This is a genomic window from Aestuariimicrobium sp. G57 (genome assembly GCF_050110855.1).
Lineage (GTDB): Bacteria > Actinomycetota > Actinomycetes > Propionibacteriales > Propionibacteriaceae > Aestuariimicrobium.
Genome location: NZ_JBNINW010000001.1, coordinates 169,083 through 189,301, shown reverse-complemented (window position 1 = coordinate 189,301; position 20,219 = coordinate 169,083). Strand labels below are relative to the sequence as shown.

Below are 20,219 nucleotides of genomic sequence, written 5' to 3'. Positions count from 1 at the left end.
GTTGACCCGATCCACAGAAAGGCCGCTCCATGGTCTCCAAGGTTGCCCTGCTCACTGCCGGCGGTTTCGCCCCCTGCCTGTCGTCCGCGATCGGCGGACTGATCCAGCGCTACACCGAGCTCAGCCCCGACACCGAGATCATCGCCTACAGGCACGGTTACCAGGGCCTTCTCAAGGGTGACTACCTGAGCGTCACCCCCGAGGTGCGCGAGAAGGCACACCTGCTGCACCTGTTCGGCGGATCGCCGGTCGGAAACTCGCGGGTGAAGCTCACCAACGCGGCCGACCTGGTCAAGCGCGGCCTGGTCAACGAGGGCGATGACCCGCTGAAGGTCGCGGCAGACCGCCTCGTGGCAGACGGGGTCGACGTGCTGCACACGATCGGCGGCGACGACACCAACACCACTGCCGCCGACCTGGCTGCCTACCTCGCCAAGCATGACTACGGCCTGACCGTCGTGGGCCTGCCCAAGACGATCGACAATGACATCATCCCCATCAAGCAGTCGCTGGGGGCCTGGACCGCTGCCGAGCAGGGTGCCATCTTCGCCAGGAACGTCGTGGCCGAGCACAACTCGGGGTCGCGCATGCTGATCATCCACGAGGTCATGGGCCGCAACTGTGGCTACCTGACCGCCGCCACCGCCGCCAAGTACCGCGAATGGCTCGACACGCAGCAGTGGCTGCCCGAACTCGGCCTGTCGCGCGAGGCCTGGGACGTGCACGCGGTCTACGTGCCCGAGGGCCAGATCGACCTGCAGGGCGAGGCCGATCGCCTGCGCAAGGTCATGGACGAGGTCGGCAACGTGACCATCTTCCTGTCCGAGGGCGCGGGCCTCGATGCGATCCTCGCCGAGATGGAAAAGGCCGGCGAGGAAATCCCGCGCGACCCCTTCGGCCACGTGAAGCTCGACAAGATCAACCCCGGCAAGTGGTTCGGTGACCAGTTCGCCAAGCTGCTGGGTGCAGAGAAGGTGATGGTGCAGAAGTCCGGCTACTTCGCCCGATCGGCCGCCGCCAACCAGGCCGACCTCGACCTGATCAAGCAGTGCACCGACCTGGCAGTCGACTGCGCGCTCGAGGGCAGGACCGGTGTGGTGGGCCAGGACGAAGAGAACGGTGATGTGCTCACCAACATCGCGTTCGACCGCATCAAGGGTGGCAAGAACTTCGACATCAGCGCCGACTGGTTCGTGGCTACCCTTGACGGCATCGGCCAGCCGCAGCCGACGCGGGTCGTCGTGCAGCACTGAACCACCCAGCCACTGAACCACCCAGCAGGCAGCACGTGGGCCGATCCGAACGGATCGGCCCACGAGGCTTGTCCTCAGAAGTCCACGGCTCAGAAATCGAAGTCGAAGTCGATGCCGTCGATGAAATCGCCCACGCCTTCGGCCAATGACGCGATGCCCTCAACGCCGCTGCCCAGCATGTCGAGTCCTTCACCCGAGACGAAGTCGAGCAGGCCGATGCCGTCACTGGCGTCGAGCAGGTCAAAGACCACGGCACCGAGGTAGAGGCCGTCGAACCAGTCGATGACCATCGGCACGTCATAGCCCTCGAGCCTCGCCCGCGCCGCGACCTCGCCGAACACCTTGGCCCAGTGGTCGGCCACGCCGAACACGATGGCATAGGGCAGGTAGCGGCTGAAGATGTCGGCCGCCTCTTCGAACTTGATCTGGTCGGCCTCGGCGGTGGCGAGGTACTTCTTGAAGCCCAGTGTCTGGATGTGGACGGCGGTGCCCTCGGCCGTGCGGGGCACCCGCCCCTGCAGCGCCCTGTAGCCCAGGATGCCGCCACCGAAGACCATGGCCCCGGCGATCACGCCGCCCACCGATGCGCCGGCGAGCACGAACCCGATCCCGAACACCGTACCCGCCACCACACTGAGCGCCCCGAAGCAGCCCGCACCCGCACCGCGCTGCGGGTGCTTGTCGTACCAGCCACGGGCGACGACCGACTCGTACAGCTCGGCCTGGGTGGCTCGCATGGTGTTGGCGAAGCGGCTGCCCAGCTCTGACATGTGCACGGTGCGACCGGTGGCAAACAGTTCCTGCAGCAGGCGTGCCTCGAAGGGCAGCAGTGGCTTCTCGCCCGGCCGCGGCTTCGGCGGGCGCAACTGGGTGATCACCCAGTCCTTCGGCTTGGGCTGCCGGGCCGCACGTCCGCGGCGTGCCGGCAGCTGGTCGGGGCCGTCAGGGGCGTCCACTGCCGAGATCTTGAGGTAGTCGCGCACTGCCAGGTCAACGATGGTCGCCGTGACGTCATGCATGTCGGCCTTGCCGTCGACCACAGTGCCAACGAGCCCGGGGGTCAGCCCCTTCGGGGGCTGGAACTGCACAGCCACTTCGCCCGAGTACTCCCGGCCGGGCTTGACGCGGGCCACCTCGACCGGCTGCCCCGGGCCGGGCAACTGCCCAGGCGTGGGCCCGGCGAAGATGCGGTCGTGGGCGAATCGGCGCGAGATCCAGTACACGCCGGTCATCACCAGCAGCACCAGTGCTCCAAGAACCAGCAGGCCGATGTCAGTACTGTCCACGAAGCTTCTCCTCTTGTGCGCTGTACAACAAGGGTAGCGACTGCGCACAACGCACCGGCGGCCGCCAATGGCGTCACGGCCAAGGGGTTGTGGACGAGCGTGGACTCGTGCACCCCATTGTCCCAGCACCGTCAGTGTCCCGAAACGGCACCCACCCCACAAATCGAAATTCACGATGGTTTAGTGTCGTTTGCAGCGGGTTGGGCGGCTTCCATCCCCCCACCCTGCGCCGCGGTCCGCGACGATCGGCGGCGTCAAGACAGCTACCAGAGAGGTGTCGCCGATGAATGCCGATGCGGCGCAAACCCTGCTCCTGGCCGGTGACTTTCCCGTCCCCACCGATGAGCAGTGGCAGGCAGAGGTCCTGAAGGTCCTCAACCGGGGTCGTCCCGAGGGCAAGCAGCTCACCGTGGACCAGGCGCTGGAGCGCCTGCGTACCAGGACGGTGGACGGGCTGGTCATCGAGCCGCTGTACACCCGCGAGGACGGTCCGGAGCACCTCGGTGCCGCAGGCGTCGACCCCTACACCCGCGGGTCGGTCATCAAGGACGGCGACCCTGTCGCCTGGGACGTGCGCGCCTACCACGAGGACCCCGACCTGGCATTCACCAAGCAGCAATTGCTCGCCGACATGGAACGGGGCGCCACATCGTTGTGGCTGCGTGTCGACCCGGACGCCATTCCTGCCTCGGCACTCGCCGACGAGCTGGCTGACATCATTCTTGACCTGGCCCCGGTCTCGGTGGTCAGCCACACCGACCAGGCCAGCGCCGCCCAGGCGCTGTATGACGTCTGGAGGAACTCGGGCCGTCCGCTGGACAAGCTGGTGGGCAACTTCGGCATTGACCCGTTCGCCCTGGCCGCGCACACCGACCGCCCGGTCGACCTGTCCCCCGCTGCCGAGTGGGTGGCCAAGGCCCTGGCCGAGTTGCCGTCGGCCCGCTCGATGACCGTCGATGTGCTGGCCTACCACGAGGCGGGTGCCGGCGATGTCGACGAACTGGCCTTCGCCATCGCCACCGGCATCGAGTACCTGCGCCACCTCGAGTCGGCAGGCATCAAGGCAACCGATGCGTTCGGCCAGATCTGCTTCCGCCTCGCCGCCACCACCGACCAGTTCCTGACGATCGCGAAGTTCCGGGCACTGCGCCGCCTCTGGGCCCGCGTCGGCGAGGTCACCGGCGTCGATGAATTCCGGCGCGGTGCCCTGGCCCACGCTGTCAGCTCGCAGCGCATGCTCACGCGTGACGACCCGTACGTGAACATCCTGCGCGCCACCACCTCGACGTTCGCGGCAGCGGTTGGCGGTGCCGACATCATCACCACCTTGCCGTTCGACACGGTGGTGGGCCTGCCCAGCGACTTCAGCCGCCGACTTGCCCGCAACGTGCAGATCGTGCTGTCCGAAGAGTCGAACATTGGACGAGTGAACGACCCCGCGGGCGGTTCCTGGTACGTCGAATCGCTCACCGACCAGCTTGCCCGGGCGGCTTGGGAACGCGTGCAGCAGATCGAGTCCGACGGCGGCTTCGGCCAGGCCTTCGCCTCGGGTGCCATTGCCGCGGCGATCACTGCCACGGTCGAAGCGCGCAGCGGTCTGCTCGCCACCCGCAAGCTGCCGCTGACCGGCGTCAGCATGTTCCCGATGCGCGACGAACAGCCCATCACCGCACGCCCGCGCCCGACCGCGCCGAACGCACGTGAGCAGTTCCCGCTGCGCCGCGATGCAGAGGTGTTCGAGGGGCTGCGCGATCGCGCCGCCGCCGCCGGCACCCCAAAGGTCTTCCTGGCTGCGATCGGCACCCGCCGTGATTTCGGTGGTCGGCTGGGCTTCGTCGAGAACCTCGAGAGCGTGGCCGGGTTCCAGATCCCGACCAGCGAGGGCACTGACCCCGCCGCATTCGCCGAGCAGTTCGCCGCCTCGGGTGCCAAGGTGGCCGTGCTCTGCTCGTCCACGAGCGTCTATGGCGAACAGGCCCTGCCGGTCGCCACGGCCCTCAAGGGCGCCGGCGCGGCCAAGGTCTACCTGGCCGGGCGCGACAAAGAGCTGGGGGGCCAGGACTTCACCGGACTGGTCGACGGCTTCGTCTTCGACGGCATGGACGTCGTGGCACACCTGAATGAGATCCTCGACCTTGCGGAGGCAGCAGCATGAGCAGCATCCCCAATTTCAGCGGCATCGACCTGGGTGCGGGTGCACCCCCGGCCGACGCACCGCAGCTGTTTGCCGACCGTGCGGGCGAGACCCAGGTGTGGGACACGCCCGAGCACGTGCAGGTGCCGGTGGCCTATGACGAATCGGCCTACGCGGGGCTCGACTTCCTCGACACCCGGCCCGGCATCCCGCCGTTCCTGCGGGGCCCCTACGCCACGATGTACACCTCGCAGCCGTGGACGATCCGCCAGTACGCGGGCTTCTCGACCGCCGAGGAGTCGAACGCCTTCTACCGGCGCAACCTGGCTGCGGGCCAGAAGGGTCTCTCGATCGCCTTCGACCTGGCGACGCACCGTGGCTACGACTCCGACCACGCCCGCGTGACCGGTGACGTCGGCATGGCGGGTGTGGCGGTTGACTCGATCCTGGACATGCGCCAGCTGTTCGACGGCATCCCGCTCGACCAGATGTCGGTCTCGATGACGATGAACGGTGCGGTGCTGCCGGTGCTGGCGCTCTACGTGGTCGCCGCAGAAGAACAAGGTGTCAGCCCCGAGAAGCTCGCGGGCACGATCCAGAACGACATCCTCAAGGAGTTCATGGTTCGCAACACCTACATCTACCCGCCGCAGCCTTCGATGAAGATCATCTCGGACATCTTCGCCTACACCAGCGCGAACATGCCCAAGTTCAACTCGATCTCGATCTCGGGCTACCACATGCAAGAGGCGGGTGCCTCGCTCGACCTCGAACTGGCCTACACCCTGGCCGACGGTGTGGAGTACCTGCGCGCGGGTCAGGCGGTCGGCCTCGAGATCGACAAGTTCGCACCGCGGCTGTCGTTCTTCTGGGCCATCGGCATGAACTTCTTCATGGAGGTCGCCAAGATGCGGGCCGGTCGCCTGCTGTGGGCGCGTCTGACCCGCGATGCCGGCGCCAGGAACCCGAAGTCGATGAGCCTGCGCACGCACTCGCAGACCTCGGGCTGGTCGCTGACCGCCCAGGATGTCTACAACAACGTGACCCGCACCTGCGTCGAGGCCATGGCATCGACCCAGGGCCACACCCAGTCGCTGCACACCAACGCCTTGGACGAGGCCATTGCACTGCCCACCGACTTCTCGGCCCGCATCGCCCGCAACACCCAGCTGTTCCTGCAGCAGGAGTCCGGCACCACCCGCGTCATCGACCCATGGGGCGGTTCGGCCTATGTGGAACGCCTGACCTACGACCTCGCCCGTCAGGCGTGGGAACGGATCCAGGAGGTCGAGCGCGCCGGAGGCATGGCCAAGGCCATTGAGGCCGGCATCCCGAAGATGCGCATCGAAGAGGCCGCAGCCCGCACCCAGGCCCGCATCGACTCGGGCCGCCAGCCGGTCATCGGCGTCAACAAGTACCAGCTCGACCACGAGCCGCCGCTGGATGTGCTGAAGATCGCCAATGCCGAGGTGCGTCGCAGCCAGATCGCCAAGCTCGAGCAACTGCGCGCCGAGCGAGACGCGCAGGCCGTCTCGGACGCCCTGGCCAAGCTCACCTGGGCTGCCGGTAACCCCGATGCCACTGACCCCGAACGCAACCTGCTGAAGCTCGCCATCGACGCCGCGCGTGCCAAGGCGACCGTGGGCGAGATCTCGGACGCGCTCGAAAAGGTCTATGGCCGCTACCAGGCCCAGATCCGTACGATCAGTGGCGTGTACAGCAAGGAGTCCGGGGACACCCCGACAGTCGACGAGGCCCGCACGCTCGTCGAGCAGTTCGAGCAGGTCGAGGGACGTCGCCCGCGCATCATGGTCGCCAAGATGGGCCAGGACGGCCACGACCGCGGCCAGAAGGTGATCGCGACCGCCTATGCCGACCTCGGCATGGACGTCGATGTCGGCCCGCTGTTCCAGACGCCGGAAGAGGCTGCCCGCCAGGCCATCGAGGCCGACGTGCACATCGTGGGTGTCTCATCGCTGGCCGCCGGTCACCTCACGCTGGTGCCCGCCCTGCGCGAAGAACTGGACAGGATGGGTCGTCCCGACATCATGGTGGTCGTCGGCGGTGTGATCCCCGAGCAGGACTTCGACGAGTTGCGTGCCAACGGTGCAGACGACATCTACCCGCCCGGCACCGTGATTCCTGAGGCTGCCGTGTCGCTGCTGAAGCGGCTGCGGGAGCGGCTGGACGAGGCCCGTGCCTGATCCATACAACGTGGACGACTTGCTGGGCGGGATCCTGGAAGGGTCCCGCCCGCATGTTGCACGGGCCATCACGCTGGTCGAATCGAAGCTGCCCGCGCACCGCGAACGGGCCCGTGAGCTGCTGAAGCGGCTCGCGGCCCGCGACCAGCACAACACCATCAGGTTGGGCATCTCGGGTGTTCCGGGTGCCGGCAAGTCGACCTTCACCGATGCCCTCGGGGTGCGGCTGGTCGACGATGGCCACAAGGTGGGCGTGCTGGCGGTCGACCCGTCCAGTTCACGCACGGGCGGCTCGATCCTGGGCGACCGCACGCGCATGGCCAACCTGGCCAGCCGTGAAAATGCCTACATCCGGCCCTCGCCGTCGGGCAACCACCTGGGTGGGGTGGCCCGTGCCACCCGCGAGTCGATGCTGGTGCTCGAAGGGGCGGGCTTCGACGTGATCATCGTCGAGACGGTTGGCGTCGGCCAGAGCGAGGTCGCCGTGTCGGGCATGGTCGACACGTTCCTGCTGCTGGGACTGGCCCGCGCCGGTGACCAGCTACAGGGCATCAAGCGGGGCATCCTCGAGATGGTCGACCTGATCGGCATCAACAAGGCCGACGGCGACGGCGAGGGCCCGGCACGGGTCGCGGCACGCGAGATGCGCATCGCCATGAAGCTGATCTCGTCGGCGACCGAGGACCGCATTCCCGAGGTCATCCCCTGCAGCGCCTATACCGGCCTTGGCCTCGACGAACTCTGGCAGGCGGTGCTGCGGCACCGCGAGGGCCTCGAGAAATCGGGCGGTATCGGCGAACGACGTGCCCAGCAGCAGGTCGACTGGCTGTGGTCGATGGCGGACGAAGAGGTGCGCTCGAGCCTGCGTTCCAGCCCCGCCGTGGGTGCCATCCGCGCCGACCTGGAGCAGCAGATCGCGACCGGCCACCTGAGCGCGCTCGAGGGGGTCGGCCAGGTGCTGGATGCCTGGCGCAGCGATGTCGTCGACGGGCACGCGGGCCAGCTGCGACTGTGAGCGGACGGCTGCCCGATTAGTCGCGGCCGGACTTCTGCCGCAGCGAGCCCAGGCCCTTCACCAGCGCCGCCAACCCGGCGCCGATGCCCACCCCGGTGGCGGCACCGGCCACCCAGCCCGCGCGCATGCCGGCCCGGACCGACCTGGCTGCCACAGGTTCAGAGACCATCCGGTCCTTGCTGGGCCTGGGGTAGTCGTCGAGTGTCACCACCCGGGGGCGGTACGGCGTGGCGCGGCGGGGGCGTGCCGTGGACACGACGGACGGCATCTCTGAGGCGGGCACCGACACGGCTTGCTCAGCGCGCTTCTGGGCCCGTTCCTGGTCGGCGGTGGCCCAGTGGTCCTCGGCCGTCACGGTGCCACTGCGACCGCGCAACGGCTCGTCCGCCTCGTTGTAGTGGAATGCGACCGCCGGTTGCCGACTGGTGGCGATCCATGCCGCGATGAGCAGGGTGATGCGGGCGAACAGGTTCATGAACAGCATCAGCACGATCACCGGGCCGAACAGCGCAGCGGCACGGTTGTTCTGGAAGACACCGATCAGGGCGCCGGCGCCGATCTGCAGCACGGTGAAGGCGACCGCACCGATCACAGACCCCGCCATCTTGGCCCGCGTGATGCGGTGGTCGTCGGGCAGCAGCACATACAGCACCATGAACAGCACCCAGGCGCTCGCCATGGTGAGCACATAGGTGGTCAGTCGCAGCAGCAGCACTCCCCCGGGCCAGTCCGCGATGTCGAGCTGGCGGCTGAGCACGTGGGTCAACGAGGTGCCGCCCGTCGAGAAGGCGAAGGTGATGAACACCCCCAACAGCAGCAGCACGAGCGTCACCATGTTCTCGACGGTGGCCACGACAATGTTGCGCTTGTCGGGAACGTATTCAAACTCGGGACGCCACTGGGCCTGGATGGCGCCCCGCAGGTTGCCCACCCAACCACTGCCGGCATAGAACAGCGAGAGCAGGCCGATGATGCCGACAGCACGCCAGTTGCGCAGGTACTCGGTGACCAGGTTGGCAACCTGGGCGCCTGCGGTCGAGTCGAGCCGCTGGACGAGGGCATCAGAGACGGTCTGCATCCATTCGGGGCGCAGCGTGGTCAGCGTCATGCCGAGCATCGAGAACGCGAACATCAGGATCGGCACCATGGCCAGCACTGAGAAGTAGGTGATGGCCGCCGCGAACTGGTTGCCCATGCGGTTGCCGAAGCGCAGGTTGCCCCGCATCAGGTGGGCCACCGCAGGCTTGGCCATGATCGCCTTGATCGTGCGCTTCACAATTCCTCCCCGGCGTGGCGGGCCCCAGCGGGGCCTCAGGCAAGCTTCTTGCGTCGTCGGCGCGAGAACTCGTCGTCGCCGTGGGCCAGTTCGGCCTCGTCGGCCACAGTTGCGCGTTCGGTGGGCAGCTGTGCCAGCGAACCCTCGAGGTCGCGCCAGACGCCACCGAGCGCGATGGCGAACATGCCCTGGCCACCGTTGAGCAGGTCGATGATCTCGTTGTTCGAGGTGCACTCATAGACCGAGATGCCGTCGCTCATCAGCGTGACCTGGGTCAGGTCCTTGACGCCACGCTGGCGCAGGTGGTCGATGGCCACCCGGATCTGCTGCAGCGAGACGCCGGCGTCCAGCAGCTTCTTGATGACCTTGAGCAGCAGGATGTCGCGGAAGGAATAGAGTCGCTGCGACCCGGACCCCTCGGCGGAACGCACACCCGGGGTCACCAGCTTGGTCCTGGCCCAGTAGTCGAGCTGTCGATAGGTGATGCCGGCGGCGCCACAGGCCACCGGCCCGCGGAACCCGAGGTCTTCGGGCAGGGGCGCAAAGTCACCGTCGAACAACGTGCCCTGCAGGTCAACCCCAGGGGTGTTGTCGGATCGCTGCGATCCTGCGGTCCCGCTCATCTCGAGCTCCTCTGTTGTGCCTTGGCCGAATGCCCCACTCGACATCGAAGAAACTACCCCGCGACGTCCCCACGTCGCCACGGACACGCCGCCATGTGGGTCGAACGTCACCACCTCGCCAAGGAACTAGTCTCTGACTAGGGGTTTTGAAAGTTACATGTGGTGAACTACAGCTTGAGAGTTTACGCCTCGAAGTCGTCGGCGTTCACGTTGTCGAGGAACTCCCGGAACTTCTCCACGTCGTCCTCGGGCACGGGCTCCTCGGTGATGCCCACCTGTGCCAGCAGTTCGTCGGTACAGGTCAGGGGCATGCCGTTGCGCACCGCGAGCGCGACAAGGTCAGAGGGCCGCGCCGCGATGACATGGCCGTCGACGTGCAGTTCGGCATTGAAGACACCGTCTGTGCAGTCGGTCAGTCGTCCTTCGAGGGACGACGTGTGCCCGAGTTCGGTCAGCAGTTCAGCGAGCAGGTCATGGGTCAGGGGGCGCGGCGGCACCTGGCCCTCCAACGCCGTCAGGATGGCACGGGCCTCACCGTGACCCACCCAGATGCTCAGTTGGCGTGGACCGTCCTGCTCCCTCAGGAGCAGGGTCGGGGCCTGCCCCGCCCAGTCCATGACCACACCGATGACGTCGAGCTTGCGCATGCGTCCAGACTACCCACTTGGTCAGTGTTCCAGCATGGTGTGCATCATCGCGGCATGGGCGTGCAGCACCAGTCGGGTGACTTCCGACGCCGCTTCGTTCGCATGGGTGCGCCGCCGCACGAACGGCGCGATGGCCTGTTCCACGAGGCCGGCCTCACGCTCGGCGGACTGCTTGATGGCGCGCAGGTGGCGGACGTCCATGCCATAGGGCATCAGCTTGTTCGCCACCACGCAGATGGTGAGCGCCTCGCGGCCGTAATAGCTGGTGCCCCGTTTGGGGCCGACGATCTGCAACCGTTCCAGGTCGAGCAGCGTGGCTTCGGAAATGCCGCTCGCCGAGATCAGTTCACGGCGGGACATGCGCACCGGCTTCGGTGGCTGGCGCTCGGTGCGTGCCGGTTCGGGGGTGTGGGATGGCGCGGGTGCGGCGAGCGGCGTCGCCTGCGCTGCAGGGGCCTCGAGCGACGGTGGCTCCCCGCCCGCGTCCATCACGTCGAGGTGTTCCTTGATGACCTTCAGGGGCAGGTAGTGGTCGCGCTGCACCCGCAGGATGTAGGCGAGCCTGTCGATGTCGACCTGGGCGTACTTGCGGTAGCCCGAGGGTGCCCTCTCGGGCGACAACAGACCCTCGCTCTCGAGAAAACGAATCTTCGAGATCGAGATGTCTGAGAACTCGGGCTTGAGGATCGAGAGCACCTGCCCGATGCTGCGCATCGGTGATGCCATCAGTTCATTCCAGCGTCACTCACGCAGAAGATCATGCGGAACTTGCCGATCTGCACTTCGTCGCCCTGCCGCAGCGGTGTGACCCCCTCGACCAGCACCCGGTTCACATAGGTGCCGTTCAGCGATCCCAGGTCGGCGATCGCGAAGCCTTCCGCCGTCCGCGTGAACACAGAGTGGTGGCGTGAGACCGTGATGTCGTCGAGGAAGATGTCTGAGGACGGGTGGCGTCCCACCGTGGCCCGGTCCGTGTCCAGCAGGTAGCGCGCCCCGGCATCAGGACCGCGCTCGACGAGCAGCAGGGCATTGCCCGCAGGCAACCCGCGGGCCACTTCGGCCAGATCGGTGGAATGCTCCTGGATGGGCCTGCCGTCGTCGGAAACGACGGGAATGGTGCGGGTCGCGTCCGTGAGCTTGGTCAGCTTCTCACCACACTGTGAGCAGAAGTTGCTCCCCACCGCGTTGGCGTGGCCACAAGCCGGGCAGTCGACCATCTCTATTCACTTCCTCATCACTGGTGCAGCCTCGTCACTGGTGGTGTGGACGACGGGCCACGGGTTTGTTCCATTCTAAGGAGCTTCTTGGGTTTCGCGGGTGACACGCCCTGAGGTCGAATCGAAACACCATGATGCCCCTGGCTTCGTGGTGACTCCCGTGTTCACTCCCCCACGTGGCTCTCGTATCCGTCGGAATCCATGAGCGGCGCCTCGACGTGCAGCTGGTCGCCGCCGAGTTCGACCTCGAAGAGCCAGCCCTCGCCGTACGGGTCACGGCGCACCAGTTCAGGCTGGGACTCCAGTGCTGTGTTGACTGCGGTGACCACGCCGTTCACCGGGGCGATGATGGGCTCACTGGCCACGGGAGCGACCAGTTCGCCGCACTCGTCACCCGCCTGCAACGCCACCCCCACGGTGGGCAGGCTCACGTGCACGACCTGGGCGAGGGCTTCGACCCAGTAGTCCGTGGCACCCACGCGCAGGTCACTGCCGTCACTGCCGCGCACCCACAGGTGCTGCAGGCTGTAGGACACGTCATCGGGGAATCGGGACACTCGAACTCCTTGTCAGACCGGGGCGCCGGTACACGGGGGCACCTGCGCCAAGCGTAGCCGCACCGCCTGTCGGCGCGGGTGCTCAGGCAGGCTTTGCCCAGCGCGGGTCGGTCACCCGGTGCAGGCTGGTGATGGTGATCTGGTCGGACGCCACAATCGTGACCGCCGCAGCGACATCGGGCGCCTGGGCTCGACTGACCAACCCGCCGCGGAACCGGGCGCCTTCTTCGAGGGCGTGGGGCTCGCCGATCGCCCGCAGCACGTACGGCGCCCGGATCCGCACACCGTCAACGACGACCACCCCGTCCAGCGACGACAGCCAGGTCGATGCCACCACGCGCACGCCGTTCAGCTCCATCACCTCGGCACCGGCATCGCGCATCTCTTCGATGCCGTCGAGCAGCAGCTGGGGGGTGACCTTGCCCTGCGGGTCCTGGATGGTGATGGTGATGCCCGGGCCCTGGGCCGGGGCGGTACCGGCCAGGATCGACAGGTCCTGGATGCGCTTCTGGGCGCGCTCGGCGGCCACCCGTCGGCTGTCGGCACCCGCCTGCAACTGACGGCGCGCCTCCTCCTGCTCGGCGACCTGCTTGCGCAGGTCATTGTTGCTGCCGTTCAGCTGGTCAAGCAGTCCGATCAGCTCGTCGCGGCGCAGTGACGAGAACGTCTCATCGGCGCGATGGGCCCGAAACTGCCACACGGTCGCCATCGCCACCAGGCCGAGCACGATCGCGAGCACGAACTGCACCCGGCTGGGTCGAAGGAATGACCTGAGCGCACTGCCGAGGCTGCGCCGGGGGACGTCGGGGACATCTGGCGTCTCAGGCATGCAGGATGGCCCTTCGGATGGCGGCGGCATTGTTGAAGATGCGGATGCCCAGCACGACGACCACACCTGTCGACAGCTGGGCGCCCACGCCGATGAGGTCGCCGAGCCAGACGATCAGCGCCGCGATCAGCACATTGCTGAAGAACGAGACCACGAACACCTTGTCGGCGAAAGTGCCCTCGAGGTAGGCCCGGGCGGCACCGAACAGGGCGTCCAGCGCGGCGATGATCATGATGGGCAGGTAGGGGGCCAGGAAGGCCGGCAGCGTCGGCTCGAGGACGAGCCCGAGCACCACGCCGGCAGCCAGTCCGAGTACGGCAATCATCGCTGCGGCCCCGCCTTCTGCACGCCCAGTCCGGGGTCCGCGGGCAGGTTGAGCGCTGCCCGGCTCGCCACCTCGTAGCGCATGCCGTAGTTCTGCTTCAGGTAGTCCCACCACGTCGCGCCCGAACTGCGGGCCCATTGGGCGGGCAGGGTGTTCGGGTCGCCGATGGCCTCGACGATGTAGGGCCTGGTCAGCGACGTGTAGTCGACGGTGATGGCGCTGCCTGCACCGCGGATGGCCGTGCGCGACGAGAGGCGGTGGCCATTGATGGCGATCGCCTCGGCACCAGCCGACCACAGGCCGTTGACGAGCTGGCGCAGGTCCTGGTCGAGCACCTGGGCCTGGCTGCCGGACAGCCGGGTCGAATCGTCAGTCGTGATGACGATCCCGGGTCCGGTGACGGCCACGGCACCCGACGTGGCGCCCAGCATGCCCAGCATGGCATTGGTGCTGGAATCCTTGCCGATCGCCTCGACCTGGAGAGCGTCGACCTCGGCCTGCACACCGGCCAGGTTGCGCCGCAGCTCGGCCTGGGCCTGCTGCTGGTCCTGCACCTGTTTGATCAGCGCGGCGCGTTCCTTGGCGGCCTGCGGCTGCTGTGCAGAATTCTGGACGACCGCCAGGCCGATCAACACACCGGCGATCAGCAGCGTCACCAGCAGCAGGCCACGCGCACGGGGTGCGGCCCCCGAGGCGTGGGCGGCACGATAGCCGGGGTCGAGGCTGGTGGCGACCACGTCGGTCAGCAGCGACATGCTGGCATCAGGACGCCGACCGTTGCCGGTGGCCGCCTCGGCGCCCTCCCGGTGATCGGGGTGCTTGGTCTCGGTAGCCATGGCCGCCAGTCTATGTGCCGGGTCAGCGGCGCGGCTCGCGGCGCATCAGGTCGAAGGTCTGGCGCACATAGAGCACCCCGGCCCACCAGTAGAGCCCGGCACCCCACAGCGCCGAGGCCCACCCGACCACTTTGGCCATCATGTGCGAGGTGCTCGTCCCATCGCCCAGCAGCACGAGCGGGAACGCGTAGAGCAGGGCGAACGTGGCCGACTTGCCGATGAAGTGCACCGGCAGGCTGGTGTAGCCGCGGCTGCGCAGCAGTGGCACGATGGCGGCCAGCACCAGGTCGCGCAGCGCCAGCACGACCAGTAGCCACCACGGCACCAGGTCACGCAACGCCAGTGCAATCACGATCGCGAGGATGTAGAGCCGGTCAGCCACGGGGTCGAGCATCTGACCCACACGCGAGGTCATGTGCCAGCGGCGGGCGAGGAATCCGTCGAGCCAGTCGGTGAAACCAGCCAGAGCCAGCACCAGCACGGCGACAACGTCGGCGGCGGGAAGCCACGCGGGCGGGAGCAGCACGACCAGCACGAACAGCGGCACCCCGGCCAACCGGGCGAACGAGAGCAGGTTCGGCACGGTGAACACCCGGTCGGTGTCATACGTCGGGGCTGGCGGGTCAACCCTCGTGGCGGGCGTGCTGGTCACGGCTCCAGACTACCGACGACGCACGGGGGTGCTGCGGGCGGACAGGGCCTCGTGGTACACCGCCAGCACCCGGCTGCCGACCCGCGACCAGTCGAAGGTGGCGGCATGGTCGTAGCCGGCGGTGCGGGGCGCAGGATCGGGACGCTCGAGGGCTGCGATGATGGCCTGGGCCAGTTGGGCATGGTCGCCGGTGCGGGCCAGCCGTCCGACGAGCATGCCGTGGCGGTCGGTCAACACCTCGCGGAAGGCCGGCAGGTCACTGGCCACCACGTCGGCGCCCGCCGCGAGGGCTTCGAGGATGACGATGCCGAAACTCTCGCGCCCGGTGTGCGGCGCGACGTACACATCGATCGCGGCCAACGCCGCATCACGGGCAGCGTCGTCGACGTACCCGGTGAACCTGACCCCCGGCGCTGACCGGGGGGTGCCGTCGCCGATCACCACGACGTCGGCGTTGGCGAACCGGTGGCGCACCTGCGGCAGTGCCCGGGTGAACACGTCGAAGCCCTTGCGTGGCTCATCGAACCTGCCGACGAACCCGATGGTGGGGTGGTCGCCACCACGCCATGTCGTGCGGTCGAGGTCGTCCGGGCGTGGCCGCAGACTGATCCCATTGCCGATGATGCGGGGCACGAGACCGATGTGGTCGTGGACGACCCCCTGTGCCACGCTCGAGACGGCAATGCCGTGGCGCACCGCGGTGATGGTGCGCGGCAGCAGTCGTCGGGCGACGGCCATGGCCCGTGACCCGGGGGTGGCGGTGTGGAAGGTGGCGACCATCGGGCAGGTGGCGTTCCACACCGCCAGCATCGACACGCTGGGGGTGATCGGCTCGTGCACGTGCAACAGGTCAGGATTGATGCGACGCAGCCAGGCCCGCACGCGGGCGGCCTCGAGCGGGCCGAAGCTGATGCGGGCCACTGATCCGTTGTAGCGCACGGCGACTGCTCCCCCGGCGCTGGTGAACTGGTGCTCGGCGAGTCCCACCGCGTGCAGGGCAGCGGGGTCGGGCGCGCCCGGCCCGAAGATGTGCACGCGGTGGCCGTGCGCCGAGAGCCAACCGGCCAACCCCAGCACATGGTTCTGCACCCCTCCGGGGGTCGAGAACGAATAGGGGCACACGATGCCGATGGTCAGGCCGCCGGACCGGTGGGCCACCGGTCGTCCACCCATCGATAGGTGCTGGTTGTCCCTCATCGGCCACCGCCAGCAATATCGCTGGTGAAGAACGGCTGCATCATGTGCCAGTCATGCGGGTGCCGACGGATCTCGGCAGCGAAGAAGTCGCACAGCTGCTGGGTCATCGAGCTGATCCGCTGCCGCTGGGTGGTGGCTGCGGGGTCGGGGACGATCCCGGGTGAGAGCACCAGCCGCATCCGCCGCCCGTCGAAGTGGCAGGCCACGCCGCGCAGCGCTGCCCCCGAGCGCAGCGCGACCTGGGCCGGGCCGGCCGGCATCGTGGCGGGGTGGTCACCCGAGCCGAGGTGCCATGTCACGGGCACGCCGCGCACCGAGAAGTCGCGGTCGGCGAGCAGGCAGACGAGGTGGCCGGTGCGGGCGTCGTCAACGAGGTGGCGCAGGGCATTGGGGTTGCGATGGCCATAGACCGTGAACCCCAACCGGCGCCGGTGTTCGAGGAAGGTCTGGAACTCCTCGGCCACCAGTTCTTCAGCCACCGTCGAGACGGGCATGCCATGGTGACAGGCCCAGACCCCGGCCAGGTCCCATGAACCCGAATGCGGCAGGCCCACCACCAGGCCGCGGCCGCCGACCTCGCGCTGCATGGTCAGGCGGTCGTCGTCCGGCATCAACACGACGTGGTCGATCTGCCCGGCAGGCAGGTGGCCGACCTGCATCGAGCCGACGCTGTTGCGGGCCCAGGACCACAGGCCACGCATGACGTCCCAGCGCTGCGGCGCCCGGCCGGTCACCGTGGCGAAATTGCGTGCCCACTGGTGGACGGCCCTGGCGGGGAAGACGGTCATCACCAGGCAACCGACCCCGACGAGCGGCCACCACAGCGGCCACGGGATGCGCGCCGCCAGTTGCCAGCCACGGGCGCGCAGTTGTCCGGTGCGGCTGGCCATCACGCCTCGAAACTGGTCGCCGGTGCCGCCTGTCCCTTGACCTGGGCCATGCGCTGGCCGACAGTGATCACGCCGGCGATGACCAGCCAGCACAACGCCACGGGCAGGGCCCAGCGCAGCACCGACGGCACGTGCCCATCGATCGCGAGCCCCGTCAGCAGCGAGCCCAGGAACAACACGAGGATGCGATCAGCCCGTGCGGCCAGCCCCCCGCGCACCGTCATGCCCAGCGCCTCACCGCGCGCCTTCACGTAACTGGTCACCTGGCCCAGCACCAGGGCCGCGATGGCGAACCCGGCCCAGGTCGTCGAGTCGCCGGGACCGGCATAGAACAGTGCCAGGCCCATGAACAGGGCACCGTCGCCGAACCGGTCCAGGCTCGAGTCGAGGAAGGCCCCCCACTGCGACTTGCGGTTGAGCAGGCGTGCCATCTGGCCATCGATGCCGTCGCTGAAGATGAACGCGGTGATCAGCAGCGTGCCCTGCCACAGCCAGCCTTGTGGAAAGAACACCAGTGCCAGGACGACCGTGATGAGCGTGCCGGCCCAGGTGACGGCGTCGGGATGCACCTTGAGGGCGATGAGCAACCGCGCGGGCGGGGTCATCGCTGCGGCCCATCCCGCACGGAAACGCTCAAGCACGCGGCAGCACTCCCCCGTCGTCAACCCAGTTGTCGGCCAGCAACCTGCGGGTATCGGCCAGCAGCACCGGCAGCGCACGGGTCTGGCCCACGATGGGCAGGAAGTTGGAATCGCCCTGGTAGCGGGGCACCACATGCTGGTGCAGGTGCGCTGCGATGCCCGCCCCCGCCACGGCGCCCTGGTTCATGCCCAGGTTGAAACCCTGCGCCTGCGAGGTGGTGCGGATGGTCGTCATGGCCTGGCGCGTGAGTCGTCCGATCTCAACCATCTCGTCATCGGTCAGCTCGGTGAAGTCAGCGACGTGGCGGTAGGGGCAGACAAGCAGGTGGCCCGGCGAGTACGGGTACAGGTTCAGCACCACATAGCAGGTCTCACCACGGTGGACCACCAACCCGTCCTCGTCAGATCGGCGCGGCGCCCGGCAGAACGGGCACTCCTTGCCCTCGTCGGCGGTCTTCGGCTTGTTCTCACCGTTGATGTACGCCATCCGGTGGGGGGTCCACAGCCGCTCAATGTGGTCGGGGTCCCCCGCGAAGTCGGCGGCCTGCTCGACCCCGGCCACTGCTCAGCCCTCCCCGGCCGACGGGTTCACGTTCGAGCGTGAGCGCACATGCTCGACGATCAGCGCCACCGCCTCGTCGACCGGCACGCCATTGCGCTGCGAGCCGTCGCGGAACCGGAACGAGACCGCACCAGCGTCACGGTCCTCACCGCCGGCAATCAGCATGAACGGTGCCTTGCCCTTCTGGGCGTTGCGGATCTTCTTGCCGAACCGGTCGTCGGACAGGTCGAGCTCGACCCGGATGCCCTGGGCCACCAACTTCTCGGCGACCTGCTCGAGATGGGCGTTGAACTCCTCGGCGACGGGGATGCCCACGACCTGGACCGGCGACAGCCAGGCCGGGAACGCGCCCGCATAGTGCTCGGTGAGCACCCCGAAGAAGCGTTCGATCGAGCCGAACAGCGCACGGTGGATCATCACCGGCTGCTGGCGGCTGCCGTCGCTGGCGGTGTATTCCAGCTCGAACAGCCCCGGCTCGAAGAAGTCGAGCTGGATGGTCGAGAGCTGCCAGGTGCGCCCGATGGCGTCCTTGGCCTGCACCGAAATCTTGGGGCCGTAGAAGGCCGCACCGCCCGGGTCGGGCACCAGCTTCAGGCCCGAGGCCTGGGCCACCTCTTCGAGGGTGCGGGTCGCCTCTTCCCAGGTCGCGTCGTCACCCACCGACTTCTCGGGGTCACGCGTCGACAGCTCCAGGTAGAAGTCGTCCATGCCGTAGTCCTTGAGCAGGTCAAGCACGAACTGCAGCAGTGAGGTGAGTTCGTCCTTCATCTGCTCACGGGTGGTGTAGATGTGCGCGTCGTCCTGGGTGAACCCACGGGCGCGGGTCAGGCCGTGCACCACACCAGACTTCTCGTAGCGGTAGACGTTGCCGAACTCGAACAACCGCAGCGGCAGCTCACGGTACGAGCGCCCACGCGAGCGGTAGACCAGGTTGTGCATGGGGCAGTTCATGGGCTTGAGGTAGTAGTCCGCGCCCTGCTTGGTGACGTTGCCCGCGTCGTCGCGCTCCTCGTCCATGTGCATGGGCGGGTACATGCCGTCGGCGTACCACTCGAGGTGCCGCGAGGTTTCGAACAGGTTCGCCTTGGTGATGTGGGGGGTGGTGACGAACGAGTAGCCGGCCTCGATGTGGCGGCGGCGGCTGTACTCCTCCATCTCCATGCGGATCATCGCGCCCTTGGGGTGGAAGACCGGCAGCCCCGAACCAATCTCGTCGGGGAAGCTGAACAGGTCGAGTTCGGTGCCGAGCTTGCGGTGGTCGCGTTTGGCAGCCTCGTCGAGCCGGGTCAGGTGGGCGGTCAGGTCGTCCTTGGACGCCCACGCCGTGCCATAGACCCGCTGCAGTGAGGCGTTGCGCTGGTCACCGCGCCAGTAGGCGGCCGACGTGCGGGTCAGCTGCACCGCATTGATGTAGCCGGTGTGGGGCACGTGCGGCCCGCGGCACAGGTCCTTCCAGGCCACGGAACCGTCGCGGTGCACGTTGTCATAGATGGTGAGTTCGCCGGCGCCGACCTCGACTGAAGAGCCATCGTCCTCAGAAGCATTGCCCTTGAGACCAATCAGCTCGAGCTTGAACGGTTCGTCGGCGAGTTCGGCGCGGGCCTCGTCGTCCGAGACGACGCGGCGCACGAACCGCTGCCTCTCTTTGATGATGCGCATCATCTGCTTGTCGATGGCCTTCAGGTCTTCCGGGGTGAGCGGGTCGACCTGGAAGTCGTAGTAGAAGCCGTCGGTGATGGGCGGGCCGATGCCCAGCTTGGCCTCGGCGAAGAGGTTCTGCACGGCCTGGGCGGTGACGTGGGCCGCGGAGTGGCGCACGATCGACAGGCCCTCGGCACTGGTCACCTCGACGGGTTCGACCACGTCGCCGTCAGCCAGTTCGCGGGTCAGGTCGCGGGTCTCGCCGTTGACCCTCATGGCGACGATCGTCCGGTCGTCACCGAACAGGTCAAGACCGGTGGTAGTCGTCTCGACCGCCTGCTGGTTAGTTTCACCTGCACGGACGACGGAGACTGTGATTGACACCGGTGTTCCTCTCATGACGACGGACGCGGCTGCGGCCACTGGTCATTCTG

Annotated in this window: 20 protein-coding genes; 4 read left to right on the top strand and 16 right to left on the bottom strand. The window is 67.7% G+C overall.

What is annotated here, in order from left to right:
* The first annotated feature begins 29 nt into the window (after positions 1 to 29).
* Complete coding sequence (locus ACQCX5_RS00895) at positions 30 to 1,253, top strand: pyrophosphate--fructose-6-phosphate 1-phosphotransferase (protein ID WP_434540138.1); 1,224 nt, start codon at positions 30 to 32, stop codon at positions 1,251 to 1,253.
* 89 nt (positions 1,254 to 1,342) lie between these two features.
* On the opposite strand, the gene ACQCX5_RS00890 is transcribed toward ACQCX5_RS00895, so the two are convergent.
* Positions 1,343 to 2,539, bottom strand: a complete 1,197-nt coding sequence (locus tag ACQCX5_RS00890; RefSeq protein WP_434540137.1) for a DUF2207 domain-containing protein — start codon at positions 2,537 to 2,539, stop codon at positions 1,343 to 1,345.
* 283 nt (positions 2,540 to 2,822) lie between these two features.
* Here ACQCX5_RS00890 and mutA point away from each other — a divergent pair, with 283 nt between their 5' ends.
* The 3 genes from mutA to meaB are packed head-to-tail and all read left to right on the top strand — an operon-like array spanning position 2,823 to position 7,892.
* A complete protein-coding gene (gene mutA, locus ACQCX5_RS00885; protein ID WP_434540136.1) occupies positions 2,823 to 4,694 on the top strand; it encodes a methylmalonyl-CoA mutase small subunit in 1,872 nt (623 codons plus the stop codon).
* Positions 4,691 to 6,877, top strand: coding sequence for a methylmalonyl-CoA mutase (gene scpA / locus ACQCX5_RS00880; protein ID WP_434540135.1), 2,187 nt, complete (start codon positions 4,691 to 4,693; stop codon positions 6,875 to 6,877). The genes mutA and scpA overlap by 4 nt, the downstream gene beginning before the upstream one ends.
* Positions 6,870 to 7,892, top strand: a complete 1,023-nt coding sequence (gene meaB, locus ACQCX5_RS00875; protein WP_434540134.1) for a methylmalonyl Co-A mutase-associated GTPase MeaB — start codon at positions 6,870 to 6,872, stop codon at positions 7,890 to 7,892. Before scpA ends, meaB begins: the two co-directional genes overlap by 8 nt.
* A gap of 16 nt (positions 7,893 to 7,908) precedes the next feature.
* On the opposite strand, the gene ACQCX5_RS00870 is transcribed toward meaB, so the two are convergent.
* The 15 genes from ACQCX5_RS00870 to thrS all read right to left on the bottom strand — a co-directional run bounded on the left by ACQCX5_RS00870 (position 7,909) and on the right by thrS (position 20,184).
* Positions 7,909 to 9,168 carry a YihY/virulence factor BrkB family protein gene (locus ACQCX5_RS00870; RefSeq protein ID WP_434540133.1) on the bottom strand — a complete coding sequence of 420 codons (1,260 nt, stop codon included), beginning with the start codon at positions 9,166 to 9,168 and terminating at the stop codon, positions 7,909 to 7,911.
* Between the two features lie 35 nt (positions 9,169 to 9,203).
* A complete protein-coding gene (locus ACQCX5_RS00865; protein ID WP_434540132.1) occupies positions 9,204 to 9,791 on the bottom strand; it encodes a MerR family transcriptional regulator in 588 nt (195 codons plus the stop codon).
* Between the two features lie 182 nt (positions 9,792 to 9,973).
* Entirely contained in the window at positions 9,974 to 10,438 is a 465-nt protein-coding gene (locus ACQCX5_RS00860; protein ID WP_434540131.1) for a bifunctional nuclease family protein, read from the bottom strand.
* Between the two features lie 21 nt (positions 10,439 to 10,459).
* Positions 10,460 to 11,164: a transcriptional regulator FtsR gene (gene ftsR, locus ACQCX5_RS00855; RefSeq protein WP_434540130.1), complete on the bottom strand. Its 705-nt coding sequence runs from the start codon at positions 11,162 to 11,164 to the stop codon at positions 10,460 to 10,462.
* A complete protein-coding gene (locus tag ACQCX5_RS00850) occupies positions 11,164 to 11,655 on the bottom strand; it encodes an FHA domain-containing protein (RefSeq protein ID WP_434540129.1) in 492 nt (163 codons plus the stop codon). Before ACQCX5_RS00850 ends, ftsR begins: the two co-directional genes overlap by 1 nt.
* Positions 11,656 to 11,819: 164 nt before the next feature.
* The gene (locus ACQCX5_RS00845) at positions 11,820 to 12,212 is read right to left on the bottom strand and encodes a glycine cleavage system protein H (protein WP_434540128.1); all 393 of its coding nucleotides are present in this window, start codon (positions 12,210 to 12,212) and stop codon (positions 11,820 to 11,822) included.
* An 82-nt stretch (positions 12,213 to 12,294) separates the two neighbouring features.
* Complete coding sequence (locus ACQCX5_RS00840; RefSeq protein ID WP_434540127.1) at positions 12,295 to 13,041, bottom strand: DUF881 domain-containing protein; 747 nt, start codon at positions 13,039 to 13,041, stop codon at positions 12,295 to 12,297.
* A complete protein-coding gene (locus tag ACQCX5_RS00835) occupies positions 13,034 to 13,366 on the bottom strand; it encodes a small basic family protein (protein WP_434540126.1) in 333 nt (110 codons plus the stop codon). The genes ACQCX5_RS00840 and ACQCX5_RS00835 overlap by 8 nt, the downstream gene beginning before the upstream one ends.
* Positions 13,363 to 14,202, bottom strand: a complete 840-nt coding sequence (locus tag ACQCX5_RS00830) for a DUF881 domain-containing protein (RefSeq protein WP_434540125.1) — start codon at positions 14,200 to 14,202, stop codon at positions 13,363 to 13,365. The genes ACQCX5_RS00835 and ACQCX5_RS00830 overlap by 4 nt, the downstream gene beginning before the upstream one ends.
* A 22-nt stretch (positions 14,203 to 14,224) precedes the next feature.
* Positions 14,225 to 14,854, bottom strand: coding sequence for a CDP-alcohol phosphatidyltransferase family protein (locus ACQCX5_RS00825; protein WP_434540124.1), 630 nt, complete (start codon positions 14,852 to 14,854; stop codon positions 14,225 to 14,227).
* 9 nt (positions 14,855 to 14,863) lie between these two features.
* A complete protein-coding gene (locus tag ACQCX5_RS00820) occupies positions 14,864 to 16,027 on the bottom strand; it encodes a glycosyltransferase family 4 protein (RefSeq protein WP_434540123.1) in 1,164 nt (387 codons plus the stop codon).
* A gap of 20 nt (positions 16,028 to 16,047) precedes the next feature.
* Positions 16,048 to 16,941 (bottom strand): phosphatidylinositol mannoside acyltransferase, encoded by an 894-nt coding sequence (locus ACQCX5_RS00815; protein ID WP_434540700.1) that lies wholly within the window; start codon positions 16,939 to 16,941, stop codon positions 16,048 to 16,050.
* On the bottom strand, positions 16,941 to 17,582 hold the full coding sequence (gene pgsA / locus ACQCX5_RS00810) for a phosphatidylinositol phosphate synthase (RefSeq protein WP_434540122.1): 642 nt from the start codon (positions 17,580 to 17,582) through the stop codon (positions 16,941 to 16,943). The genes ACQCX5_RS00815 and pgsA overlap by 1 nt, the downstream gene beginning before the upstream one ends.
* Positions 17,575 to 18,144 carry an HIT family protein gene (locus ACQCX5_RS00805; protein ID WP_434540121.1) on the bottom strand — a complete coding sequence of 190 codons (570 nt, stop codon included), beginning with the start codon at positions 18,142 to 18,144 and terminating at the stop codon, positions 17,575 to 17,577. Before ACQCX5_RS00805 ends, pgsA begins: the two co-directional genes overlap by 8 nt.
* 3 nt (positions 18,145 to 18,147) lie before the next feature.
* Positions 18,148 to 20,184, bottom strand: a complete 2,037-nt coding sequence (thrS, locus tag ACQCX5_RS00800; protein WP_434540120.1) for a threonine--tRNA ligase — start codon at positions 20,182 to 20,184, stop codon at positions 18,148 to 18,150.
* Positions 20,185 to 20,219 lie beyond the last annotated feature (35 nt).